The following is a 22,593-nucleotide window of genomic DNA, read 5'->3' on the forward strand; positions in this document are numbered from 1 at the left end:
ATAAAAAACTGCACCTTACTCAGTTGGGTGTCCAACTTTTGGGGTGCAGTCCACAAGCAGGCTTTTATCTGACGACTTTCGGTAGCGCGCCGTGCTTATTGGTTTTGCTGGAGGATCCTTAAAAAGTCCGCTTTATTGGCAATCAATGACAGCGCTCTGGCGATAACTTCATCGCTAAAGATTGACGCGACTTCTCTTAGCACATCAATGTGCTCACTCTCTTTAGCAATCACGCCAATGGCAATGAACATGACGTTATTTCTGTCCCAGATTACGCCGTCAGGGAACTGATAAATCTCAACGCCGGTTTTAACTATGATGTTTGTGGCTGATTTAGGCAGATGCGGCAGCGTAATGCCGTTACCTAAAAAGGTGGAGACCTGGCGCTCTCTTTCAGCAAGAAAGGCCACGCAATCTTCACTGACATAACCCCTGGCTTTAAAGTCAGCGCCAATCATCGCCAGCACTTCCGCTTTATTTTTCGCCCGGCATGACAGATGAAGATTATCTTGCGTAATGTTATCGATCATAATCCGCTTTCCTTTGTTGCTGCATTGAGTCGTGCTGAAGATTTATTGGCCGACAGCTCTTCTTCCAGCTGCTCCAGCGATTTATTTGATGTTTCAGGTAGCGCCGTGACGACAAAAATAATCGCCAGGTAGTTAATCGCGGCAAAAATCAGGAACACCGGGCCTAACCCGAGCTTGGCCTGCAATAATGGGAACAGATAGCTGACGATGGCGTTCATCACCCACATGAAAAATACCGATATGCCCATCGACAGTCCGCGGAACTTGAGCGGAAAGAGTTCCGCCAGCACCACCCAGGTGATAAAGCCCATCGTCCCCTGCATTACGCCAACGAACATCGCGCCGAGCAGCCAGATGGCCGTGGCTTTGATGTCGCCGACCAGGGTGTAGTCTACGCCGGCAATGATAAGGTGCAGGGTAGCCATGATCGCGAAACCATAAATAATGATGGTTTTACGCTTAAAACGATCGACCAGGAACAGAACGCCAAATAACATGCCGCCGACGGAGAACACGCCGTTCAGCACGTTACAGATCAAGGAGGTTCTTTCGGAGAATCCGGCGCTGCTCAGGATCTCAGTGCCATAGTACATAATGACGTTGACCCCGGTGGTCTGCTGCAGCGCCGCCCAAATCACCCCTACCAGCAGGAGTTTGAAAATCCATGGCGTCTGAAGGATGGTGATAAAGGCGTTTTGCGAATGGAGCTTTTTATCGGCTTCGGCCTTAATTAAGGTGGTGATATCGTTGAATTCTTTGGTTGCGCGTTCAAGCGGGCGGATTTGCTTTAAAATTTCCAGCGCTTCTTCATGGCGGTTTTTGCTAACGAGCCAGCGAGGGCTTTCCGGCGAACGCAGCATGCCGATAAACAGGCAGATAGCGGGAATGGTCTGTACCATCAGCATATAGCGCCAGACGTCGGGCAGATGGCCCCAGAGGATGCCAATAATGGCGTTGATGGCAAATGCGGCTAACTGGCCGATGACAATCGCGACTTCATTTAAGCCAGTGAGTTTTCCGCGCATTTCCGTTGGCGCGACTTCAGATATAAAGGTGGGGGCGGTGACCGAAGCGCCGCCGACGGCATAGCCGAGGATGAAACGTGAAATAAGCAGTACGGTGATATCTGGCGCCAGAGCGGACATCAGTGCGCCGATGAAAAAAATAAAGGATAAAAAAAGCAGGTATTTTCTTCTGCCAAAGAAATCGGCGAATTTTCCCCCGAACACGCTGCCTAGCGCAGCGCCGATCAGCAATACGCTCATGACCAGACCTTCAGTGGTCGGCGTCAAAGCCATATATTGTTTCAGAGAGGAAAATGCGCCATTAATAACGCCGGTGTCATAACCGAATAACAGGCCGCCAAATGTCGCAACCAGGGTTATCTGGTGTAGTCGTTTTCTCTGCTGTAGGTTCAGATTCATAATAAGAGACATTTTTATACCTTTTGTTTTGATTAACGGCACGAGATAAAAACGTGTCATTCCATCCCCGTTATGGCCTGCCTTTGCGCCAGGCGAAGCACGGTCGGGATGAAATAATTTTTTGTTCTTAGTGCAACTATTTAGCGCGATTGCTATGCGCTAAATAAAACCGATCAAAGAGGTTTCTTTTTGATTAATGATGAATCATCGGTAGATGCGGGGCTGGGTCCTCCGGGATGGTCGACGTTCAGAAAGTCCCCGGCAGCGTGAGGGTGGAAAAGGGGTGGGCCAATATAAACGGTTCTGATAAATCCTGATCTCACTTCCTTCATTGCATCCTCCGGGGGGTTAGGATTTCTGCTGCGCCATTAAGGCGGGCAGAGTGCGTTTAGTGAGACGTTATTATTGACGCAATAAGTGAAATAAAAATGCAAACAGATCACATTTTGAAAGTTTTGTTTCGAGTGTGTTTTGTGAGGCAAGTGTAGCAGCCTTGTTTATACAAGGGCTTTGTTTATAATCATCTGATATATAGAGTAATTTTTTAGCTTGCAAATGGGGGGGGTAGCTATCAGTATGCCGATGTATTGTTAAAATTATGATATATATCACATTTGTTTACCGCATATTTTATGGAACTTAAATTCCATTATTGAAATTATTTTAATTTTTATTCGAAATTTGATGGCAAAAAGCTGCTGCCGTGGCGAGCGTTAACATTCACGGCTTAACCTCCTGAGTCCGCTTTTTGACCGCAAGCGAAGGCTGAGATCTATGTATGTCGTCAATGATTAGCGGCGGGGCGGCCCCGGGAAAGAGAATTGAGAACAACCGATTATCATAGTGATACGCCTGTTCTCTTTTTGATAATTACCCGGCAGGCTTATCCATGTCATATTTTTTCAGCGGCAGGTTTTTTTAGAGATGCTTCACATAACTTACCCTCAAATAACCCTTTATTTATAGGTGGCATAGCCATTGCTTTATTCAGTCATCTTTCTTTGTGAGTGGAGACTGAATAATATGGATACAGTGCTTGTTGGCAGTGAGGTGCCCCGCGTAGACGGGCTCGCCAAGGTGACGGGTAAAGCTGTCTACGGCGATGACATCACCATGAATAATATGCTGTATGGCGTATGCCGCTACGTCGATATCCCTGCCGGGCGTATTGATTCTCTCGACCTGTCGGAGGCGGAAAAAGTCCCGGGGGTCGTGCGCATCGCCACCTGGGACGATATACCCGGCCAGCGCAAACTGGGGGCGATTGTTCCCGATCATCCGCCGATTATTGACAAGGAGATCGCCTACCGCGGCGACGTGGTAGCCGTCGTGGCGGCGGAATCCTATGAGGCGGCCTGCATTGCCGTCGATAAAATCAAAATCACCTATACCCCGTGGGAACCGATTACTTCGCCGGAAGAGGCCATGAAGCCCGGGGCGCGCCTTATCCACAGCGAACTCGATAGCAATATCATCAATCGCCACCACACGGCGAAGGGCGATATAGAAGCCGGCTTTGCCGCCTCCACCCATATCTTTGAACGTGAATATGAAGTGGGTTTTCAGGAGCATGGCTATATTGAGCCGGAGTCCATTACTGCCTATCTGGACAATAATGAACAGATCATGACCATTGAAGGGTCGATTCAGAACGCTCACCGCACCCGGGCGGTGATTGCCAAATATCTCGACCTGCCCCAGGCGAAAGTCAATATTAAGCGTTCGGTCCTCGGCGGCTCCTTCGGCGGTAAGGATGACATTATCGATAACGTCTCCTGCCGCGCGGCGCTGCTGGTGCACCTGACCGGACGGCCGGTTAAGATCTCCTATAACCGTGAACAGTCGATGCGCGAGAGTTACAAGCGCCATCCTTATAAGATGAAATACCGCATTGGCGTGGACGACGACGCGCGTATTCAGGCGATTAAAATTGACATCATCGCCGATGGCGGCAGCTACTGCGGCCAGACGGTGTTTGTCACCTGGCGCAGTTCCGTCCAGGCGGCGGGCCCCTATAATATTCCTAACGTGCGCGTCGATCTGGTGGGGGTGTATACCAACAACAACTACACCTCGGCCTATCGCGGCTACGGCGCGCCGCAGGTCATTTTCGCCAACGAATCGCTGATGGATGACGTGGCGGGCGAACTGGGCCTGTCGCCCGTCGAATTCCGTTTGCGCAATATTCTCAAGCAGGGCGATACCAGCATGGCCGGGCAGGTCTTCAGCGAACACACCGTCTCCGCGCAGGAGGTGCTGGAGAAGACGCTGCTCAAGGCCGAATATGAGGCCAAACGCGAGCACTATAAAAAACTTAACGCGGAAGGCGGCCCGATCCGCTACGGGATTGGCTTCGCGCTGAGCCATCGCGGCTGCTCTCTGGGGGCGGAGGGGCTGGATGCGTCCTCGGCCCTGATTCAGGTGAATGCCGACGCCAGCGTGAACATTTCCACTTCGGTATCCGAGAACGGGCAGGGGCTGCAGACCACCATGTCGCTGCTGGCGGCGGAAGCCTTTGGTATTGCGCTCGACCGGGTGATGTTTAGCGAACCGGCCACCGCGATGATCGCCGACGGCGGCTCAACGGTCGCTTCGCGCGGTACCCTGATGGGCGGGCAGGCGATTCTGAGCGCGGCGAACAAAATTAAACAACGCATGGCGGACGCCGTCAGGGAAACGCTAAAAGCGCAGAGCATTGACGATATTGCCTGGCAAAATGGCAACGTGTTCAACCGCCACAACCCGGAGCTGAGTCTCAGTTTCCAGCAGGTGTGCGATATGACCCGGGCTACCGGGGCAAACCTCTCCGCCTACGGCTGGCACGTGGCGCCGAATATTCACTGGGATGAAGAGAAAGGCTGCGGCAGCCCCTATTTCACCTGGGTGTACGGCTGCCAGCTGGCCGACGTGGCGGTGGATATGCGCACCGGTAAAATTACCGTCAATAACGTCGTCGCCACTCACGATGTGGGAAAAGTCATTAACCCGGTTGGCTTTAGCGGCCAGGTTTACGGCGGCGTGCTGCAGGGGATGATCGGCTACGGCATGCTGGAGGATTTCAACACCGAGCACGGCGTGGTGAAATCGGAAAACTTCGATACCTATCTGCTGCCGACCATCAAGGATATGCCGCACATCGATATCATCGCGGTGGAAAACTATGATAAAGCGGGCCCGATGGGGGCGAAGGTTATCGGCGAACCGGTGCTCGAACTGGGCGCTGCGGCCCTCAACAACGCGGTGAGCTTCGCCATCGACCGACCCAACCGGACCCTGCCGCTGACGCTTGAACAGGTTCGCCTCGGCTATAACCTTAAGAAGCCGGAACGCCAGAGCGAGCAGATGCTGGAATCGGGCGATAAGAAACAGGTTCACCGCCTCAACACCCTGTCGCTGAGCGTCCCGCAAACCCTGAAAGAGGCTCTGACGCTGATGGCCGAGAAGGGGACAATGCCTATTGCCGGCGGTACCGATGTGCTGGTTCAGGCCCGGATGCTGTCCGGCGAAGTGCCGCTTGTTAATATTGCCGGGCTGGCGGAGCTGAAGGAGATTTTTGACGTTGAGGGTGGCGTCTCAATTGGTTCCGGCGTCTGCTTTACCGATCTGGTTAAGCATCCGTTGATTCAGCAACGCTATCCGCTACTGGTCACTGCCTGTAAAACCGTCGGCTCCCTGCAGCTGCGCAATCGGGCAACGATCGGCGGCAATATCGTCAACGCCGCCCCGTGCGCGGACTCCATGCCGCCGCTCATTATCTATGATGCGGAAGTCGAGCTGCGCAGCGCGCGCGGAACGCGCCGGATGCCGGTCAGCGAATTCGTCGTGGGCGGCTATCGCACCCTTCTTGAACCCGATGAGCTGGTGGTCCGCTTTATCCTGCCGGCGCCGACGCAGCAACCGCTGATCAATCGCTATCTGCAGCTTGGCCGGCGCAATGCGTTGAACATTACGCGCCAGAGCTTAACCGGGCAGTTCATGGTCGATAAGGGCGTGGTTCGCCTGTGCCGTCTGGTGGATGGCGCGCTGATGGCTAAACCGCAGCGGCTGACTGAGGTTGAGCAGGCGCTCACCGGTAAGACGCTAGACGCCGCCACCATCGACTATGCGGCCGGCGTGCTTCACGACAAGGTAGAAAAAGCCATCGGCGGACGCTGGTCAGCCCCCTATAAAGTCCCCGTATTTATCGATATGTTCCGGCAGATGCTGCAGGAAGTCATGACAGAGCAGAAGAAATAAGGAGCCATGAACATGAACCATATTGAGCTAAAAGTGAATGGCATCCGCATTGCCCGCGATGTTAAAGACAATGTCCGCCTGATCGATTTTCTACGTGAAGATCTCAAGTTAACCGGCACCAAAGAGGGCTGTTCGGTGGGTGAGTGCGGCGCCTGCACCGTCATTCTGGACGGAAAATCGGTCTGCTCCTGCCTGCTGCTGGCCGCCCAGTGCAACGGGGCGGAGGTCACTACCGTCGAAGCGCTGCATCACGATCCGGTCGGCAAAAAATTGCAGAATGCCTTTATTCGTCACGGCGGCGTTCAGTGCGGCTTCTGCACCCCCGGCGTATTGATGAGCGCTAAAGCGCTGCTGGATGCCAACCCGGCCCCCAGCGACGATGAGCTGAAAGAGGCGCTGGAGGGAAATATCTGCCGCTGTACGGGATATCAGCCGATCATCACCTCGATTAAAGCCGTGCTGAAATCCTGACCATCGTAAGCGCCGCCGTCGCCAGTTGACGGCGGCGCTTTTTCGGCCGCAGGAGGAGGATGACAATGAGAAAAAAAGTCGATAAGCAGTGCATTATGCTGGCTGCCGGGCTCTCAAGCCGCATGGGCAAGTGGAAAATGATGATGCCGTGGGGCGAAGGAACGATTCTGGATAGCGCCCTGGCCAGCGCCCTGGCGTTCTGCGATCGGGTGGTGCTGGTCACGGGGTTTCGCGGCGATGAGTTGGCCGCGTGCTATCAGGACCATCCGGGCGTTGAGGTGGTCTTTAACCCGCGATATCAGGAGGGCATGTTCTCTTCGATTCAGTGCGGGGTGAGCCATATCCGCGCTTCGCGTTTCTTTCTGGCGCTGGGCGATATGCCGGAGGTCACGCCGGGCGTATACCGCAGGCTATGGGCCAACGCCGACGCGGAAAGCTGCCTCATTCCGGCTTACGATCGCGGAAAAGGCCACCCGGTACTTCTGCCGCAGCGGGCGATATCTTTGATTAACCACGCGGCGGAAGAGGCCACCCTGAGGGAGGTCATCGGTCAGATGGCAGTACGCGTTATCCCGGTGGAGAATCAGGGAATTCACTGGGATGTAGACACTCCGCAGCAGTATCTTGCGGTCGCGCGCCGCTGCCGCAAGGATCTGACGGCTGTCGGATAGCGTTGATGGACGTCACCAGAAAAAATAAGCAGAGACAATATCGCCCCGGGGATTGACCGCCGGGGCGATATTTTTTACCCCGCGGCGCTTTCGCGCAGGCGGGCTTTCAGCTTGCTGTATTCCTCAATGACGTACCTTTCGGCGGCTTGCCGATCGGCAATGCGCTCAACGTTAACGGCGCAGTACTTGTACTCGGGGGTTTTGGTGATTGGGCTGAGATTCTCGGTGACCAGCTCGTTGCAGGCGCCGATCCACCATTGATAGGTCATATAGACGGCCCCTTTATTCGGCCTGTCGCTGATCTTCGCCCGGGAAATCACCTTGCCTTTGCGCGAGTGAACCCACACCAGTTCTTCGTCCTCAATGCCGAGACGTTTTGCGTCGGCGGTGTTGATCTGGATGTAGCCCGGTTCGTCCGCCAGTTTGGCCAGCGCCGCGCAGTTGCCGGTCATCGAACGGCAGGAGTAGTGGCCCACTTCGCGCACCGTGGAGAGCACCAGTGGATACTCGTCGCTCAGCTTATCGATCGGCGCTTGCCATTCGCAGGTGAAGAACTGCGCCAGCCCGTTCGGGGTGGAGAAACGTTCCGCAAACAGATACGAAGTGCCCTGGTCCGCCTCCGACTCGTCGCGACACGGCCACTGCACGTAGCCCAGTTCCCCCATTTTCTCGTAGGTCGCGCCGAAGAAGTTGGGGCACAGGTGGCGGAGTTCATCCCAGATCTGCTGGGTGTTGTCGTACTTCATCGGATAACCCATACGGGTGGCGATCTCACAGATGATCTGCCAGTCGGTTTTCAGATCCCACTTCGGCTCTACCGCCTTGAAAAACCGCTGGAAGCCGCGGTCCGCTGCGGTATAGACGCCTTCATGCTCGCCCCATGAGGTCGAGGGCAGAATCACATCGGCCGCCGCGGCGGTTTTGGTCATAAAGATATCCTGGACGATGACCAGCTCCATCTCTTCGAAGGCCTGACGCACGGCGGAAAGCTCGGCATCGGTCTGGAGCGGATCCTCTCCCATGATATACGCCGCCCGCACTTCGCCGTGCGCTACGCGGTGCGGCAGCTCGCTGATGCGGTAGCCAGGGTTCTCCGGCAGGCTCCCGACGCCCCAGGCTTTGGCGAACTTTTGCCGATTCTCCGGAAATTTCACGTACTGATAGCCGGGATAGGTGTCCGGCAGCGCCCCCATGTCGCAGGCGCCCTGGACGTTATTCTGGCCGCGCACCGGATTAACGCCGACGTGCGGTTTCCCCAGATTGCCAGTGAGGATCGCCAGGCTGGTCAGGGAACGCACCGTTTCAACGCCCTGCCAGAACTGGGTCACGCCCATTCCCCACAGAATCATGGCGTTTCCGGCGGTGGCATACAGCCGCGCGCATTCGCGAATCTGCCTGGCGCTGACGCCGGTGATGGCTTCCACCGACTCCGGCGTATAGCCTTCGACGATTTTGCGATACGCTTCGAAACCTTCGGAACGCCCGGCGACAAAGGATTTATCGTAGAGATCCTCTGCAATAATCACCTGCCCGATGGCGTTGAGCAGCGCAATATTGGAACCGTTTTTCAGGGCCAGATGCAGGTCGGCAATGCGCGCGGTTTCGATTTTGCGCGGATCGCAGACGATGATTTTGGCCCCGTTGCGTTTAGCATTGAGGATGTGATTCGCCACGATCGGGTGCGAATCCGCCGGGTTATAGCCGAAAATAAACACCAGATCGGTATTATCGATCTCGGTGATGGCATTACTCATTGCGCCGTTGCCGACCGACTGGTGCAGACCTGCAACCGAAGGGCCGTGTCAGACGCGTGCGCAGCAGTCGACGTTATTGGTACCAATAACGGCGCGCGCAAATTTTTGCATGATGTAGTTGGTTTCGTTGCCGGTGGCGCGCGAAGAGCCGGTGGTCTGAATCGCGTCCGGCCCGTATTTCGCCTTGATGTCGCTGAGGCGATTTGCCACATAATCGAGCGCTTCGTCCCAGGAGACGGATTCCAGCTTGCCGCCGCGCTGGCGGCGGATCATAGGGGTTTTCAGGCGCGGCGTGAGGATCTGCGGGTCGTCAATAAAATCCCAGCCGTAGTAGCCCTTAAGGCACAGGGTGCCCTGATTGTTTTTCCCCATCGCGGCGTCGGCGTGGGTAATTTTTCCCTCCTCTACCGTGAGCTGCATTTTGCAGCCGGAGGCGCAGTAGGGGCAGACGGTCGTTACTCTCTTCATAGCAGTGGTCCTTAAACTTAGAACAGCAGGGCATAACTAAAGCGGCCGCTAAGGCCCTGCGCTATTCCCTGCTGCACGACGGGTATCGCCAGCAGCAGCAGGGTGATCAAGGCAAACAGGATTCGGGTGGGCATTACTGTCCCTCCTGGGCTTCTTCAGGCTGTCTCTCCTTCTGAACTTTGCGCAGCAGGAGCCACATTCTGACGGTTCTGACGGCCATATTGCGCGCCGCTGAGCTCGGCGGGGCCGGATCGGGGACCGGCGTTTCGTGGTTAACGCGGAAAGGTACGCTGCCGTTGAGGGTGAGGTTGGCGACGATAGCCGTCAGGGTACCGATGGTGATCCCGCTGTGCAGAAACAGCTGAACCATCGGCGGAAACTGGGTAAACAGATTGGGCACCAGCACCGGCATCATGCCGAGGCCGAGGGTCAACGCCACGACCATGCCGTTATTATTGTTGCGATAGTTCACCTGCCCCAGGGTACGAATACCGGAGACGGCCACCATACCGAACATGACGATGCCTGCGCCGCCGAGGATCGGCTTTGGTATCAGCACCACCAGCGCCGCCATCCTTGAGAACACGCCCATCAGAATCAGAATGATACCGGAGACCGACACCACAAAGCGGCTGCGTACCCCGGTTAAACCGATCAGGCCGACGTTCTGCGCGAACGCGGCGTAGGGAAACAGATTAAAAAAGCCGCAGATAGTGGTCGCGATGCCGCAGGTGTTAAGGCCGTTGCGCAGCATTTTCGCGTCAACTTTTTTCCCGACGATATCCCCGGTCGCCATCATTGAGGACATGGTTTCCACCATGACCACCACCATGACCATTGATAGCAGGGCGACGGGGATAATATGAAATTCAGGTTTGGCAAACGGCATCAGGGTCGGTAGATGGAGCCAGGGTGTGGCGTGGACCAGACTAAAGTCGAGAGGCTTAAAGCAGCTCCAGAGTACGGTGCCGATAATCAGGCCGATCAGTACCGACGTATTTTTCACCACGCCGGAGGCAAAAGTGTAAATATTAAGAATAATCACCAGAGTAATCGCTGCCATCAGCAGCGAGAAGGGGGCGCCAAAGCCGCTCATCTCGCTGCTGCCGCCGCCGATCCACCCGCCAGCGACCGGCATAATAGACATGCCGATAAGCGTGACGATGCTGCCCATGACCACCTTGGGAAAGAAGCGGATGAGCTTGCTAATCCACGGGGCGCAGCAGAGGATGAAAATACCGGAGACGATCACCGCCCCGGAAATACCGCCGATCCCATACTCCTTGCCGATCAACACCATCGGGATCAGCGCGGCGAAGGTACAACCCTGGATTAGCGGCAGCCGACAGCCGAGCCACTTACCGACCCCCAGCGACTGTACGATGGTGGCCGCGCCGCAGATAAACAGGTCGGCGCTAATCAGTAAAATAATGTGCTCCGGCGGGAGCCCTACCGCATTACCCACAACGAGCGGAACCGCCACGGCGCCCGCATACATCACCAGCACGTGCTGTAGTCCATAAAGAATCATTTGCGTAACGGGTAAAACCTCATCAACCGGTGCGGTTGAATGACCGTTGCGTGAGGCGGAATTGGCGATATCTTTCATGAAGTTGTTATCTCCTGTACGACTTCACTCCGTATAAACGTGAACGGAGCCGAAGTTACGATTCGAAGGCCGCTGCCTCCCTGAGCTGATGCGTTCACCAGCGTGTTGCGCGCACGTTGAGTGATATGCGTAAGATGTGCCAAAAATAAATATCCGGAGAATCGAAGAGGAATTGTGTGAAATAACTCACGGGAAAAAGGGCGGAATATCTCTCTGAGGGCCATATCTTTAAATAAGACGCGTTGGCAAAAAATGTGCGCTATCACATTGAGATAGGGATAATCTCATTTTGGTATTACGCACGATACGTTGAATTATCAACATGATTAAATCCAGAACGCAGCGAATAATTTTCCCTCAGCGCGCGTGGATAATTATCTCGCCGTTACGCTGAGGGGCACTTTTTTTTGAGGCGGCTCGCAAAAATGAGCAGCATATGAATACCCTGAAAAAAATCGCCTGATTATTGCATCGCTTCCCGGTGAGTCCTGGAATAATAAAGGGAAGCAAATGAATAAATTTATTGTTGCCGATTCTGCAAACTGTATTGGCTGCCACGCCTGTGAAGTGGCCTGCGTCACCTCTCATCGCCAGGACAGCTGGCCCCAGCAGCGCAGCGACTTTCTGCCGCGTATTCGGGTGTTCTTCCACCGCAACGCCAGCAGTGCGACAACCTGCCGCCACTGCAACGACGCTCCCTGCGTCGGCGCTTGCCCGACCCAGGCGCTGATCGTAGCCAACGACAGCGTTCAGTTTACAGAGGCGCTGTGCATCGGCTGTAAAAACTGCGTCATCGCCTGTCCCTTTGGGGCGATTGAGATGGTGGCCAACGATGACGACGCGCCGCAGCTGGCGCAGAAATGCGATCTTTGCCGTCAGCATCCTTCCGGTCAGCAGGCGTGCGTGGCCAGCTGTCCAACCCAGGCGCTGCGTCTGATGGATGAAGCCGCGGTTAACCAGCTGCGTACCGCGCGGCAGATCCGCTCCGCGCTGGAAACCCCGCTGGAAGCCGTTCGCGGCGTAAGACGTCGGGCGATACTCAATAAACCTCCGCGCGTTGGCGCAAAAAAAGTGCCCGCCGATGACCGCATGCAGCACTTCCGGGAAATTTATCAGCCGCTGAGCGAGTGCGATGCGGAGTATGAGAGCGAACGCTGTCTCTACTGCGCGCAGAAGGCATGGTGCAACTGGACCTGTCCTTTACATAATCATATTCCCGATTTCATTCGCCTGGTGAACGAGGGCAAGATTATCGAGGCGGCGGAGTTATGCCATCAGAGCAGCTCCCTGCCGGAGATTTGCGGCCGGGTCTGTCCACAGGACAGGCTGTGCGAAGGGGCCTGCACGCTCAAGAACGAAGGCGGCTCGGTCGCCATTGGCAACCTTGAGCGCTATATCACCGATACCGCGCTGGCGATGGGCTGGCGGCCGACAATCGACAAAGTGGCCCCGCGACCGGAGCGGGTGGCGGTGATCGGCGCCGGGCCTGCCGGTCTGGGCTGCGCCGATATTCTCGTGCGCGCGGGCGTGCACGTTGATGTTTTTGACCGCCATCCGGAGATCGGCGGTCTGCTGACCTTCGGTATCCCGCCGTTCAAGCTGGATAAAAAGGTGCTTGAGATGCGCCGCGACATTTTTAGCGCCATGGGCGTCAATTTTCATCTCAATCAGGAGGTGGGGCGCGACGTGGCTTTTGCCGATCTGCTGAAAAACTATGACGCCGTCTTCCTCGGCGTGGGCACCTACGGTCTGATGGCCGCCGGTCTGGGGGGAGAGAACGCCCCCGGCGTGATTCAGGCCCTGCCGTTCCTGATTGCCAGCACCCGCGAGGTGATGGGGCTTGAAGAGAGCGCCGAGTATCCGCTGACCGACATCAAGGGGAAACGCGTGGTGGTGCTTGGCGGGGGAGATACGGCGATGGACTGTCTGCGCACCGCCGTTCGCCGCGGCGCAGCGAGCGTGACCTGCGCTTACCGTCGCGATGAACTGAGCATGCCCGGATCGAAAAAAGAGGTGGTGAACGCGCGGGAAGAGGGCGTGAAATTTGAGTTTAACGTGCAGCCGCAGCGCATTCAGCTCAACCGTAAGGGGCAGGTCTGCGCGGTGGAGATGATCCGCACGAAGATGGGCGAGCCGGGTCCGGACGGCCGCCGCCGGCCGCAGCCGATCCCGGATTCCGGGTTTGAACTTCAAGCCGATGTGCTCATTATGGCGTTTGGCTTTCAGGCTCACGAGATGCCGTGGCTACGCGGCCACGGCATTAAGCTGGACCGCTGGGGGCAGATAGTCACCGGTGGAAAAGGGCGCGGAACGACGCAAACCAGCCATGACAAAATCTTTGCCGGCGGTGACGCCGTGACCGGGGCGGACCTGGTGGTTACCGCCATGGTCGCCGGGCGGCAGGCGGCCAGCGAGATGTTGACGCAATTCAGGGCCCGGGAGGAGATATGACCAGTTTTATCGTTGCCAGTTCGCAGGCCTGCATCGGCTGCAGGACCTGTGAGGTTGCCTGTGCGCTGGAACATGTGGCGCCGGGGGCGGAGTTCCATCCCCGCCTGAAGGTGATGCGCCTCGACGATCTTAGCGTGCCGGTGATGTGTCATCAGTGCGAGAATGCGCCCTGCGTGGGCGCCTGCCCGACCGGGGCGCTGAGTATGGGGGCGGAGAAAGTTGAAGCCGACGGCGGACGCTGCATTGGTTGTCAGAGCTGCGTTGTCGCCTGCCCGTTTGGGGCGATTACCATCGAGGTGGAGGCCGGTCTGACGCCGGTTATCGTCAAGTGCGACCTTTGCGGTACCCGCGAGCGCGGCCCCGCCTGCGTTGATGTCTGCCCGACGGCGGCGCTGAGTATCATGACCGAAGAGCAGCTCAGAGCGCTGCAAAAGCAGCGCAATATCGCTACTGCCGCGCTGCTGTCGCTATAAACGTTGCGCCCGGCGGCGCGTAAGCTGCCGGGTCATTTCACGCGCGCTGTCTGCAAAAAAAACCGGCTTGTCAGGCCGGTTTAGCATTTTTGCACGGGCTATGCGGGGAGCGCATCCATTCGCGCCCACATTTTTTTCGCCACTTTCTGCGCTTCGCGGAATATCGGCTCGCAGTCGAAGCTGAACTGGCGATCCTCGTAGATCATCACGCCGTTCACCATCACGCTGCGCACGCTGTTTGCTCCCAGGCCGAAGGCGATATGTCCGGCGATATTTTCCGCGATCAGCGGCGTCGGCGCCATATAGTCGCAAATGGTGAGGTCCGCTTTATAGCCCGCCTCAAGGCGGCCAAAGTGGGCGTTGAAGTTGCGATTCAACAGTTCATTACCGTTACTCAGCGCCTTCGCGAAGCTGTCCGGCCACAGCGGCCCGCCGGCGTCGCGGTGTTTAAAGAAGGCAAACTTCAGCTCCTCGAACATATCGGAACCAATGCCGTCGGTGCCGAGCGCCAGATTACGGATCTGCGGCAGGTGGTAGTTGTAGCCGACGTGATTGTTCATATTGGAGCGCGCGTTATGCACCAGGAAACCGTCCTGCGCATTGAGCAGCTCCACGTCGGCATCGGAGATATACAGACCGTGAGCAATCAGCGTCTTACTGTTGATAAGGTCGAACTCCGCCAGCCGCACCAGCAGGTCCTTGCCGTAAAGGTGATGGCTGTGAGAAACATCGTAGCGGTCTTCCGCCGCGTGGATATGCAGGCCGCGGCCGGTGGCTTTTAGCGCTTCGCGCAGCATCGCCAGGCCTTCATCAGGCACGGTGAACGGCGCATGGGCGCCGATATGGGCCTCCACCAGATAAGGTAGCTCTCCTTTTTCGCGGGCGGCGTCGATCTCTCTGGCAAAGCGAATGTTCTCCTCAACGCTGTCGCGCAGCTCGCGGCTGCCAAAGTTGCGGTCGGTCGTTTCGAAGCAGGTCATCCCGCGCAGCCCGATTTTGAGAAAAGCGTTGCGCAGCTGGCTCAGGGAGCCAGCGATATAGTGGGGCGACGCATGATGATCGATAACCGCCGTGCAGCCGCTACGCACGGCCTCCATGGCGCAGATCAGACCGCTGTAGAAAAGCGACTCTTCGTCCAGCGCCCGGTCAAGGCGCCACCACAGGTTTTTCAGCGTGGAGATAAAGTCCGGGCTGGGGGCGATATTAGCCTGAATCCCCCGGGACAGGCCGGAATAAAAGTGATTGTGCGAGCAGACCATGCCGGGCATTACCAGTTGCCCGCGCATCTCTTTCACCTGCGCCTGCGGATAGCGCTGGCACAGGCCGGGGCCGACGGCGAGAATTTTATCATCCTCAATGGCAATATCGACGTTCTCCCACACTTTCGCCGGATAGATCTGCGCGGCGGTGGCATTTTTCAGGATCAGGATACTCATACTTCAACGCCTCCCAGGAGATAGCTTTGATGCTGATGAATATGGCTTATGATGCGGCACATGGCGTCGAGCTGGGCCGGTACCTCGTTAAACTGGCCGCGGTCGTTAATTTCCAGCTGCCACGTCTGGTCGTTCTGACGCACTTTGACGCTGGCACCCTCGACGAAGAAGCCCGGATTGGTGCTGTTGACAAAATCCTGCTCGAGGCTGAATACGGTGATTTTGTCTTTATACGGTTTCCCCTGCCACGGGCAGAACTGAGCGCAGTTGCCGCATTCGTTGCAATAAGCGTCCAGGTGCAGGGTCTGGAAACGATTCTGGAACCCCGGGACGGCCACGGAAATATTGGCGCGGTTTGGACAGACGTCGACGCACTTGCTGCACACGTAGTTGCACTCCAGGCAGCGGCTGGCTTCCTGCTCGACAAAAGCCTCGCGCTGGTTTTTATCCACCAGCGTGACGGCGATAGCGCCTTTACGCTGATACACCTTCGCCGGATCGACATTGTTCCAGACTTTATTCCCGTAGCTGCTGGCGATATTCTCCCGCGCCAGGATCAGGTCCGTGGCCCGCCGCGCGTTGCCGATAGCGGAGACGATAGAAGAGGGGCCGCGCTGAACGTCGCCAATCAGAAAGACGTTCGGCTTGCTGGTCTCGCCATCGGCGTTGACCACCGGCCAGCCCTGCGGGTCGAGCGGGATCCCCATTGCCGACAGCGCTTCGCCGTCCTGCTGCTCGCCGATGGCGGTAATCAGGGAGTCGACTTTCAGCGTGCGAAGTTCATCGGTTTCTACCGGACGGCGGCGGCCTTTCTCATCCGGCTCGCCCAGCTTCATCACGCGTACGACGAGCGTTCCGTCGGCGTTAAACTGTTCCGGGTTGCATAGCCACTCGAAGTCGACGCCGTCGAGCAGCGCCTCATCGTACTCTTCGCGCCAGGCGGGCATCTCTTGCTGAGAACGGCGATAGACGATGGTTGCGCTCTGCACGCCCGGCACGCGTAGCGCCGCGCGGGCGCAGTCCATCGCGGTATTGCCGGCGCCGACCACGGCCACGCGTTTGCCCAGATCCAGTCGGTCGCTGCGGTTGAACTGGCGCAGGAACTGCAGCGACTTATGCACGTTCTGGTTATCGCCGCGCAGCTTCACGCCGCTGTTTTTATCGGTACCGGTGCCGACCAGCACATAACGAAAACCTTCCGCCTGCAGCTTTTCTACGCTCAGATGCGGGTCGCAGCCGTACTCAATTTTGACGCCGTGGGCGACGACAAAATCGATATCGTGCTGGATAAGCTCGCCGGGAATGCGGAACTGCGGAATGATATTCTGCACCACGCCCCCGGCGTTGGCTTCGCGTTCAAAAACCGTGACCGGATGCCCGGCGCGGGCGAGAAAGTATCCGGCGGCGAGACCCGCAGGGCCTGCGCCGATCACCGCTACCGGGTGCTGGGAGCCGGAGCCCGCGGGTTTGTGCCAGCGGCTGCGGTACTCGTCCCAGCCTTTCTCCAGCGCCACTTTTTTCAGCTCACGAATGTTGAGCGCGCTGTCGTAATCCAGGCGCGTACAGTTGTACTGGCACTGGTGGTCGCAGATATGGCCGGTAATGGCCGGCAACGCGTTACGCTGATAGATTAGCTCCAGCGCGTCGGCGTAGCGATGCTCGCCCAGCAGGCGAATGTATTCCGGAATATCCTGCTTAATGGCGCAGGCCGTTACGCAGGGGGCGACGTAGCAGTCAAGCAGCGGCAGGGGCTCGCCGGTATCAATGCGCTCTTCCGGCTTCCACTGTTTCTGGGTGTAGTCCATGCTCACCGCTTTTTCCGCCAGTGCGTTGAGGCGCTCGACGTCGATCTGCGTCATGTTCCAGCCGTCGGCTTTTTCCAGCTCGCGCATGCACTCGCTCAGGCGCAGATATCCTCCCGGCTTCAGCAGGTCGGTGGCCATGGTGATAGGGCGAATGCCGGTTTCGAAAATTTCGCGAATATTCAGCTGGCTGGCGCCGCCGGAATAGGAGATCGGCAGCTTGCCGTCAAACGCCCGCGAGAGCAGGGCGGCCACGTTGATAGATAGCGGGAACAGGGCGCGGCCGGACATATACATTTCATCTCCCGGCAGCGCCCCCTTGTTATTGACGGTGCCGAGGGTGTTGGTCAGCTTGACGCCAAAGCCAAGGCTGCGCTCTTTCGCCAGCGCCATCAGGCGCGTCAGCATCTCCAGCGCCCGGTCGATCTTAAGATCGTGGTCAAATGACTCTTCGCTAAGGCCGATATAGCCGAAGCCGCAGGCGTCGAGGATCTGGCGTACGCGTGGATAGCCGAGCAGGGTCGGATTGAGCTTCACAAAGGTGTTGAGGTTTTTCTCCGTCAGCATATAGCGGCAGATGGCTTCGATCTCATCCGGCGGACAGCCGTGCATCGTCGAGAGGGTCACCCCTTCCACCAGCCTGGCGGGCACGCGCTGGGCAAGGTTATCGAGCCCGTCTTTGCGCGCGCATGTTGGCAGGCGATCGATAAAGGTTCTATTTTGCAGCCAGCGGTTCAGGGTATCGCGGTACTGGGCGAATTTAGGATGGGCGGAGGCGTCCATCATATTGTCGATAAATTCCTGCATTGGCGGCTGTTTAATACCGTCAAGGTTGTAGCCAACGCTCATATTGAAAATAAACGACTTGCTCTCTTTATGGGTGCCCAGCGGAAAGACCTGCTCGAGCAGATGCAGCGTGAACCAGGCTTTCAGGTATTCATCCCAGGCTTTCTTGAGGGTAAATTCGGTGGACCATTCGGTGTTAAAGCACTCATCTTCGGCATCGATACAGGGTTTTTCCAGCTCCAGCCGGTCAAGGATCTGTACGGTTTTCAGCTCGATAAACCGCCCGCCGGTGAGCCATGCGGTAATGATGTTTTGCGCCAGCTGGGTATGCGGCCCTGCTGCCGGGCCGAGCGGCGTCGCACAGCTTTCGCCGAATACGCCGATCGACCTCTGCGCCTGCGGCGTGTAAAACTGTTGCTCGGGAATGCCAAAAATAGTCCGCTGACTCTGATACTCGTCGAAAATGCGCGTTAAAAGCTCCTCAAACGGCACGGGACGCATTATATCTCCCATAACCCTCTCCTTAGATATCATTGTAAGATCGACATTGCCGGTGGTAATAATCCCGACGGATAACGAAAGAGGAGCAACAATCACACCAGTTATTCAAACCGCGGCGGCGAAATAATTAATTTGTGAACCAGGTCGAAACTCGACGATGCCGGGCGAATAATTCCATAGCGGGTAAATGAGAACTTAAATCAATACGCTTTATCATTCGGCGAGATTTCTCAAAATCAGATCCGGAATATCAGAATGATAATTTATGTCGGCTATTCGGCGGTGATTTCAGCAGGCGGCTTATTTTTGCTGCGGTAACCGAGGAAATAATCGATGAGATACCCTCGTTGCAGCGTCAATAGGGCTAACGAAATGACCTGGCTCACAATTTACGATGAAAAATAGTGGCTAAGTATAAATATTGCATAGTTGCTACGGGTCGCTGCGACGCTATTTCAACGCCGGGTAGACTCTCAAACTGAGAACCCGGGAAATATCGCAGATAAACAAATATACCCAAAATAATTCGAGTTGCAGGACAAAACGGTTAACCGTTTTGAACAGCGCTTGCGCTGGCCCTGAAAGTGTGAGTCCCGTAGGGGCGAATCACGCGGCAACGCAGTGAATCCCCAGGAGCTTACTCTAGTAAGTGACTGGGGTGAGCGAGGAAAGCCAACGCACATGCAACTTGAAGTATGAAGGATATAGAGCCGTAAACATCGCCTTTGAGGTTAGTATGAATATTTTTGCAGAAGCTGCACGACTTGAGGAGCAGAACCGTCCCTTTGCCCTGGCGCAGATTGTCGAAAGCCGGGGCTCTACCCCCCGACACTCCGCTCAGATGCTCATCCGGGAGGACGGCTCGATTGTGGGCACCATTGGCGGCGGGATGGTGGAGCGTAAAGTCATCGATGAGGCGCTGGAGGCGCTGAGCGAGCGGGAGTCGCGAATGTTCCACGGCCGCATGGCGCGCACCGGTAGCGACGCCGTGGGCTCCGACTGCGGCGGCGCGATGTCGGTTTATATCAGCGTTCACGGCCTGCGCCCGCGCCTGCTGTTGGTCGGCGCCGGGCACGTCAATCGTGCGGTTGCCCACGCCGCGGCGCTGGTGGATTTTGACATCTGCGTGGGCGATATCTATCCCGCCAGCCTTTGCCCGGAGGCTTTTCCGCTTTCGGCGAGGCTGGTCCATGGCTCCAGCTTTACGGAAGTGGTCGAGGCGATGGCGGTGCGGCCGCAGGATTTCGTACTGATAGCCACCAACAATCAGGATCGCGAGGCGCTGGACAGGCTGATAACCCAGCCGGTAGCCTGGCTTGGGCTGCTGGCCAGCCGACGGAAAGTGCAGGCTTTTTTACGCCAGATGCGGGAGAACGGCGTGCCGGAGGCGGATATCAGCCGCCTTCGGGCGCCGATTGGTTATGACATCGGCGCCGAGACGCCAAACGAGATTGCTATCAGCGTACTGGCGGAAATCCTGCAGGTGAAAAACGGCGCGCCTGGGGGGCTTATGGATCAGGTGCGGCAATCTTGTCAGCCGGATTGTCTGGCTGAGGCGGTGGCAATCTGAAGAGCAGGGGAGAGTTGCCGGGAGGTTCCCGGCAACCCGTGGTGTACAGCTTATTGGCTTATGATGGTGCCCGTTTTTCCTTCAATCCCCTCTTTGGCTTTGCTCAGTATCGTGATCAGCGCCTTGCGCCCCGGGCCTGAGCGGGCAAAGGCGGCGGCGGCTTCCACTTTTGGCAGCATAGAGCCTTTGGCAAAGTGTCCTTCTTCGATAAAACGTTCGGCATCGCGCAGGGAGAGGTTATCCAGCCACTGCTCGTCAGGTTTACCGAAGTTGATCGCCACCTTCTCTACGGCGGTGAGGATGATCAGCAGATCGGCGTCGATCATCTCCGCCAGCTTCGCGCTGGCCCAGTCCTTGTCGATGACCGCGCTGGCGCCGCGCAGATGATTCCCTTCGCGTATGACCGGAATGCCGCCGCCGCCGACGGTGATCACCACGTGGCAGTCATCCATCAGCGCTTTTACCGTTTGTTTCTCGATAATATCGACCGGCTTTGGCGACGCGACGACGCGACGGTAGCCGCGCCCGGCATCCTCTTTCATGATGTAGCCGTTTTGGCTCAGCTTCTCAGCCTCTTCTTTACTGAAGAATGAGCCGATGGGCTTGGTCGGATTAAGAAAAGCCTCATCGTTAGCGTCCACTTCCACCTGGGTTATCAGGGTGGCCACCGGAATGTCCAGCTGGCGCGTGAGCAGTTCTTCACGAATCGCGTTCTGCAGGTCGTAGCCGATGTAGCCCTGGCTGAGAGCCACGCAGACCGACATCGGTAGCATCGGTGTGTGGGCTTCGGTTTTTGCCGCGGCCTCGAAGGCCTGATTAATCATGCCCACCTGCGGGCCGTTGCCGTGAGTGACCACCACCTGGTGGCCAAGGGAGATAAGATCGACGATCGTCCGGGCGGTGTGCTGTACGGCCCGCATCTGTCCGGCGAGATCGTCGCCCAGCGCATTCCCGCCGAGAGCGAGAACAATTTTTTTACTCATAGCTTCCTCTCATTACGTTTCTGTTCCGCTGACGGTCTGGTGAGCGGTGGAAAAAGGTTGTCGGCGTAAAAAGCGGCCCTGTCCGGCGATGCCGGTAAAGGTGCCGTTATCAAAGATCACTCTGCCGTGGGAGAGCGTCTGGCGAATCGCGCCCTGGCAGATAAAGCCTTCATAGGGTGAATAGTCTGCGTTGTCGTGCAGCATGGCATGGCGGATGGTGGTCGTACGCTGTGGATCGATGATAACCACGTCGCCATCGGCGCCGGGCGCCAGCAGACCCTTCTGCGGCCACAGACCAAACAGCTTCGCCGGATTGGCGCTGGTGAGCGCCACAAAGCGCTCGGGGGTGATGCGCCCGGTCATCACGCCGTGCGAGAACAGCAGCAGCAGCCGGTTTTCCACCCCAGGCAGGCCGTTCGGGCAGCGGCTAAAGTCGCCGCCGGAGATCTGCCTGCGCTGCTGCGCAGAGAACGCGCAGTGGTCGGTGGCGACCGTGTCAATATCCCCATCATGGATGCCGCGCCATAGCGCATCGTTATTACTGGCGTTGCGCAGAGGAGGGCTGAGCAGGTAGTTAAGCGCATCTTCACGCTCATAGCAGCGCTCGTCGAGCAGCAGATACTGCGGGCAGGTCTCTACCCACACCGGCTGGTGGCGTCTTCTGGCAAGACGTAGATACTCCAGGCCCAGGGCGTTGGAAAGATGAACAATATAGAGCGGCGCGTTTCCCGCCAGCCTGGCGAGGTTGATCGTTCGGGCGATGGCTTCCGCCTCGCACTCCAGCGGGCGGCTCAGGGCGTGATAGCGCGGCGCGGTTTTACCGGCGTTGATAAATTCCGCCCGGCGCTGGGCGATGGCGGCATCGTTTTCCGGATGGACCGTCGTCAGCGCGCCGGCGCGCTGCAGGTGGCGCATTGCCTGCAGCAACTCGTCATCGTTAAGTTTGTACTGGTAGGTCAGATAGAGCTTAAAGCTGCTGATGCCGCTATCCACCATCATCGGGATCTCGTCGAGAATGCCGTGGTTAACGTGCTGGATAACGCCGTGAAAACTGTAGTCGATAACGGCTTTATAGGCGGCGTAGCCGCGATAGACTTCGAACTGGTGGCGCAGGTGACAGCCGACGGGGCCAAAGCCCATATGATCAACAATGGTGGTGGTGCCGCCGCAGGCCGCGGCCCGGGTTCCGGTAAAAAAATCATCGCAGCTGCGGGCGAGCCCCACGTCAATATTGAAATGAGTATGAACGTCGACGCCGCCGGGCATCACGTAGCAGCCCTCGGCGTCAATCACTTCGCAGGGTTGTTCTGCCTCAATAGAATCGGCAAGGCGCTTGACGAGGCCATCTTCAATGAGCAGGTCCTGCTTTACCTGTCCGTCGGCGTTGACGACGAGGCCATTTTTAATCAGTACGCGCATAGAAACCTC

Annotated in this window: 13 protein-coding genes and 1 pseudogene; 6 read left to right on the top strand and 8 right to left on the bottom strand. The window is 57.0% G+C overall.

The genetic code is table 11. The features are described 5' to 3' along the window. Positions 1-95: 95 nt before the first annotated feature. Both ABLV11_RS14740 and ABLV11_RS14745 read right to left on the bottom strand, forming a co-directional pair. Entirely contained in the window at positions 96-530 is a 435-nt protein-coding gene (locus ABLV11_RS14740) for a PTS sugar transporter subunit IIA (protein ID WP_004103186.1), read from the bottom strand. After that, positions 527-1,966: a sugar porter family MFS transporter gene (locus ABLV11_RS14745; RefSeq protein ID WP_004113687.1), complete on the bottom strand. Its 1,440-nt coding sequence runs from the start codon at positions 1,964-1,966 to the stop codon at positions 527-529. Before ABLV11_RS14745 ends, ABLV11_RS14740 begins: the two co-directional genes overlap by 4 nt. Positions 1,967-2,977: 1,011 nt before the next feature. Between ABLV11_RS14745 and ABLV11_RS14750 the strand changes: the two genes are divergently transcribed. The 3 genes from ABLV11_RS14750 (at position 2,978) to ABLV11_RS14760 (ending at position 7,332) form a co-directional block, all read left to right on the top strand. Then, entirely contained in the window at positions 2,978-6,190 is a 3,213-nt protein-coding gene (locus ABLV11_RS14750) for a molybdopterin cofactor-binding domain-containing protein (protein ID WP_348855385.1), read from the top strand. Positions 6,191-6,202: 12 nt separating this feature from the next. Then, a complete protein-coding gene (locus tag ABLV11_RS14755) occupies positions 6,203-6,661 on the top strand; it encodes a (2Fe-2S)-binding protein (protein ID WP_004103181.1) in 459 nt (152 codons plus the stop codon). 65 nt (positions 6,662-6,726) lie between these two features. Continuing rightward, positions 6,727-7,332, top strand: coding sequence for a CTP--molybdopterin cytidylyltransferase (locus ABLV11_RS14760; protein WP_049593016.1), 606 nt, complete (start codon positions 6,727-6,729; stop codon positions 7,330-7,332). A gap of 74 nt (positions 7,333-7,406) precedes the next feature. Here the strand turns inward: ABLV11_RS14760 and fdhF are convergent, their stop codons facing one another. Beyond that, positions 7,407-9,554, bottom strand: coding sequence for a formate dehydrogenase subunit alpha (fdhF, locus tag ABLV11_RS14765; RefSeq protein ID WP_126489259.1), 2,148 nt, complete (start codon positions 9,552-9,554; stop codon positions 7,407-7,409). Between the two features lie 133 nt (positions 9,555-9,687). After that, complete coding sequence (locus tag ABLV11_RS14770; protein WP_004103176.1) at positions 9,688-11,163, bottom strand: nucleobase:cation symporter-2 family protein; 1,476 nt, start codon at positions 11,161-11,163, stop codon at positions 9,688-9,690. 510 nt (positions 11,164-11,673) lie between these two features. On the opposite strand from ABLV11_RS14770, the gene ygfT reads away from it, so the two are divergent. Then, on the top strand, positions 11,674-13,614 hold the full coding sequence (gene ygfT, locus ABLV11_RS14775) for a formate-dependent uric acid utilization protein YgfT (protein WP_142478423.1): 1,941 nt from the start codon (positions 11,674-11,676) through the stop codon (positions 13,612-13,614). Continuing rightward, positions 13,611-14,087, top strand: a complete 477-nt coding sequence (locus tag ABLV11_RS14780; RefSeq protein ID WP_004103174.1) for a 4Fe-4S dicluster domain-containing protein — start codon at positions 13,611-13,613, stop codon at positions 14,085-14,087. Before ygfT ends, ABLV11_RS14780 begins: the two co-directional genes overlap by 4 nt. A gap of 98 nt (positions 14,088-14,185) precedes the next feature. Here the strand turns inward: ABLV11_RS14780 and ssnA are convergent, their stop codons facing one another. Together ssnA and ygfK are read right to left on the bottom strand one after the other, a co-directional pair. Then, positions 14,186-15,517, bottom strand: a complete 1,332-nt coding sequence (gene ssnA / locus ABLV11_RS14785; protein WP_348855389.1) for a putative aminohydrolase SsnA — start codon at positions 15,515-15,517, stop codon at positions 14,186-14,188. A 2-nt stretch (positions 15,518-15,519) separates the two neighbouring features. Continuing rightward, a complete protein-coding gene (gene ygfK, locus ABLV11_RS14790) occupies positions 15,520-18,624 on the bottom strand; it encodes a putative selenate reductase subunit YgfK (RefSeq protein WP_126489258.1) in 3,105 nt (1,034 codons plus the stop codon). Positions 18,625-19,348: 724 nt separating this feature from the next. Here ygfK and ABLV11_RS14795 point away from each other — a divergent pair. Next, positions 19,349-20,125 (top strand): annotated as a pseudogene (locus tag ABLV11_RS14795) (XdhC family protein); the annotation flags it as partial. 107 nt (positions 20,126-20,232) lie between these two features. Here ABLV11_RS14795 and arcC read toward each other — a convergent pair. Together arcC and hydA are read right to left on the bottom strand one after the other, a co-directional pair. Next, complete coding sequence (arcC, locus tag ABLV11_RS14800; RefSeq protein ID WP_126489257.1) at positions 20,233-21,165, bottom strand: carbamate kinase; 933 nt, start codon at positions 21,163-21,165, stop codon at positions 20,233-20,235. A 12-nt stretch (positions 21,166-21,177) separates the two neighbouring features. After that, positions 21,178-22,584, bottom strand: a complete 1,407-nt coding sequence (hydA, locus tag ABLV11_RS14805) for a dihydropyrimidinase (RefSeq protein ID WP_004113675.1) — start codon at positions 22,582-22,584, stop codon at positions 21,178-21,180. Between the last annotated feature and the right edge of the window lie 9 nt (positions 22,585-22,593).

The organism is Klebsiella sp. GW_Kp181 (assembly GCF_040062315.1).
Classification (GTDB): domain Bacteria; phylum Pseudomonadota; class Gammaproteobacteria; order Enterobacterales; family Enterobacteriaceae; genus Klebsiella; species Klebsiella oxytoca.

What these genes read in the sequence shown, in the direction of transcription:
- ygfK (WP_126489258.1), bottom strand. Translation starts at nt 18,624, where the DNA reads ATGGGAGATATAATGCGTCCCGTGCCGTTTGAGGAGCTTTTAACGCGC.
- ABLV11_RS14745 (WP_004113687.1), bottom strand. Translation starts at nt 1,966, where the DNA reads ATGTCTCTTATTATGAATCTGAACCTACAGCAGAGAAAACGACTACAC.
- ABLV11_RS14740 (WP_004103186.1), bottom strand. Translation starts at nt 530, where the DNA reads ATGATCGATAACATTACGCAAGATAATCTTCATCTGTCATGCCGGGCG.
- ABLV11_RS14760 (WP_049593016.1), top strand. Translation starts at nt 6,727, where the DNA reads ATGAGAAAAAAAGTCGATAAGCAGTGCATTATGCTGGCTGCCGGGCTC.
- ABLV11_RS14770 (WP_004103176.1), bottom strand. Translation starts at nt 11,163, where the DNA reads ATGAAAGATATCGCCAATTCCGCCTCACGCAACGGTCATTCAACCGCA.
- hydA (WP_004113675.1), bottom strand. Translation starts at nt 22,584, where the DNA reads ATGCGCGTACTGATTAAAAATGGCCTCGTCGTCAACGCCGACGGACAG.
- ABLV11_RS14755 (WP_004103181.1), top strand. Translation starts at nt 6,203, where the DNA reads ATGAACCATATTGAGCTAAAAGTGAATGGCATCCGCATTGCCCGCGAT.
- ABLV11_RS14750 (WP_348855385.1), top strand. Translation starts at nt 2,978, where the DNA reads ATGGATACAGTGCTTGTTGGCAGTGAGGTGCCCCGCGTAGACGGGCTC.
- arcC (WP_126489257.1), bottom strand. Translation starts at nt 21,165, where the DNA reads ATGAGTAAAAAAATTGTTCTCGCTCTCGGCGGGAATGCGCTGGGCGAC.
- ygfT (WP_142478423.1), top strand. Translation starts at nt 11,674, where the DNA reads ATGAATAAATTTATTGTTGCCGATTCTGCAAACTGTATTGGCTGCCAC.
- ABLV11_RS14780 (WP_004103174.1), top strand. Translation starts at nt 13,611, where the DNA reads ATGACCAGTTTTATCGTTGCCAGTTCGCAGGCCTGCATCGGCTGCAGG.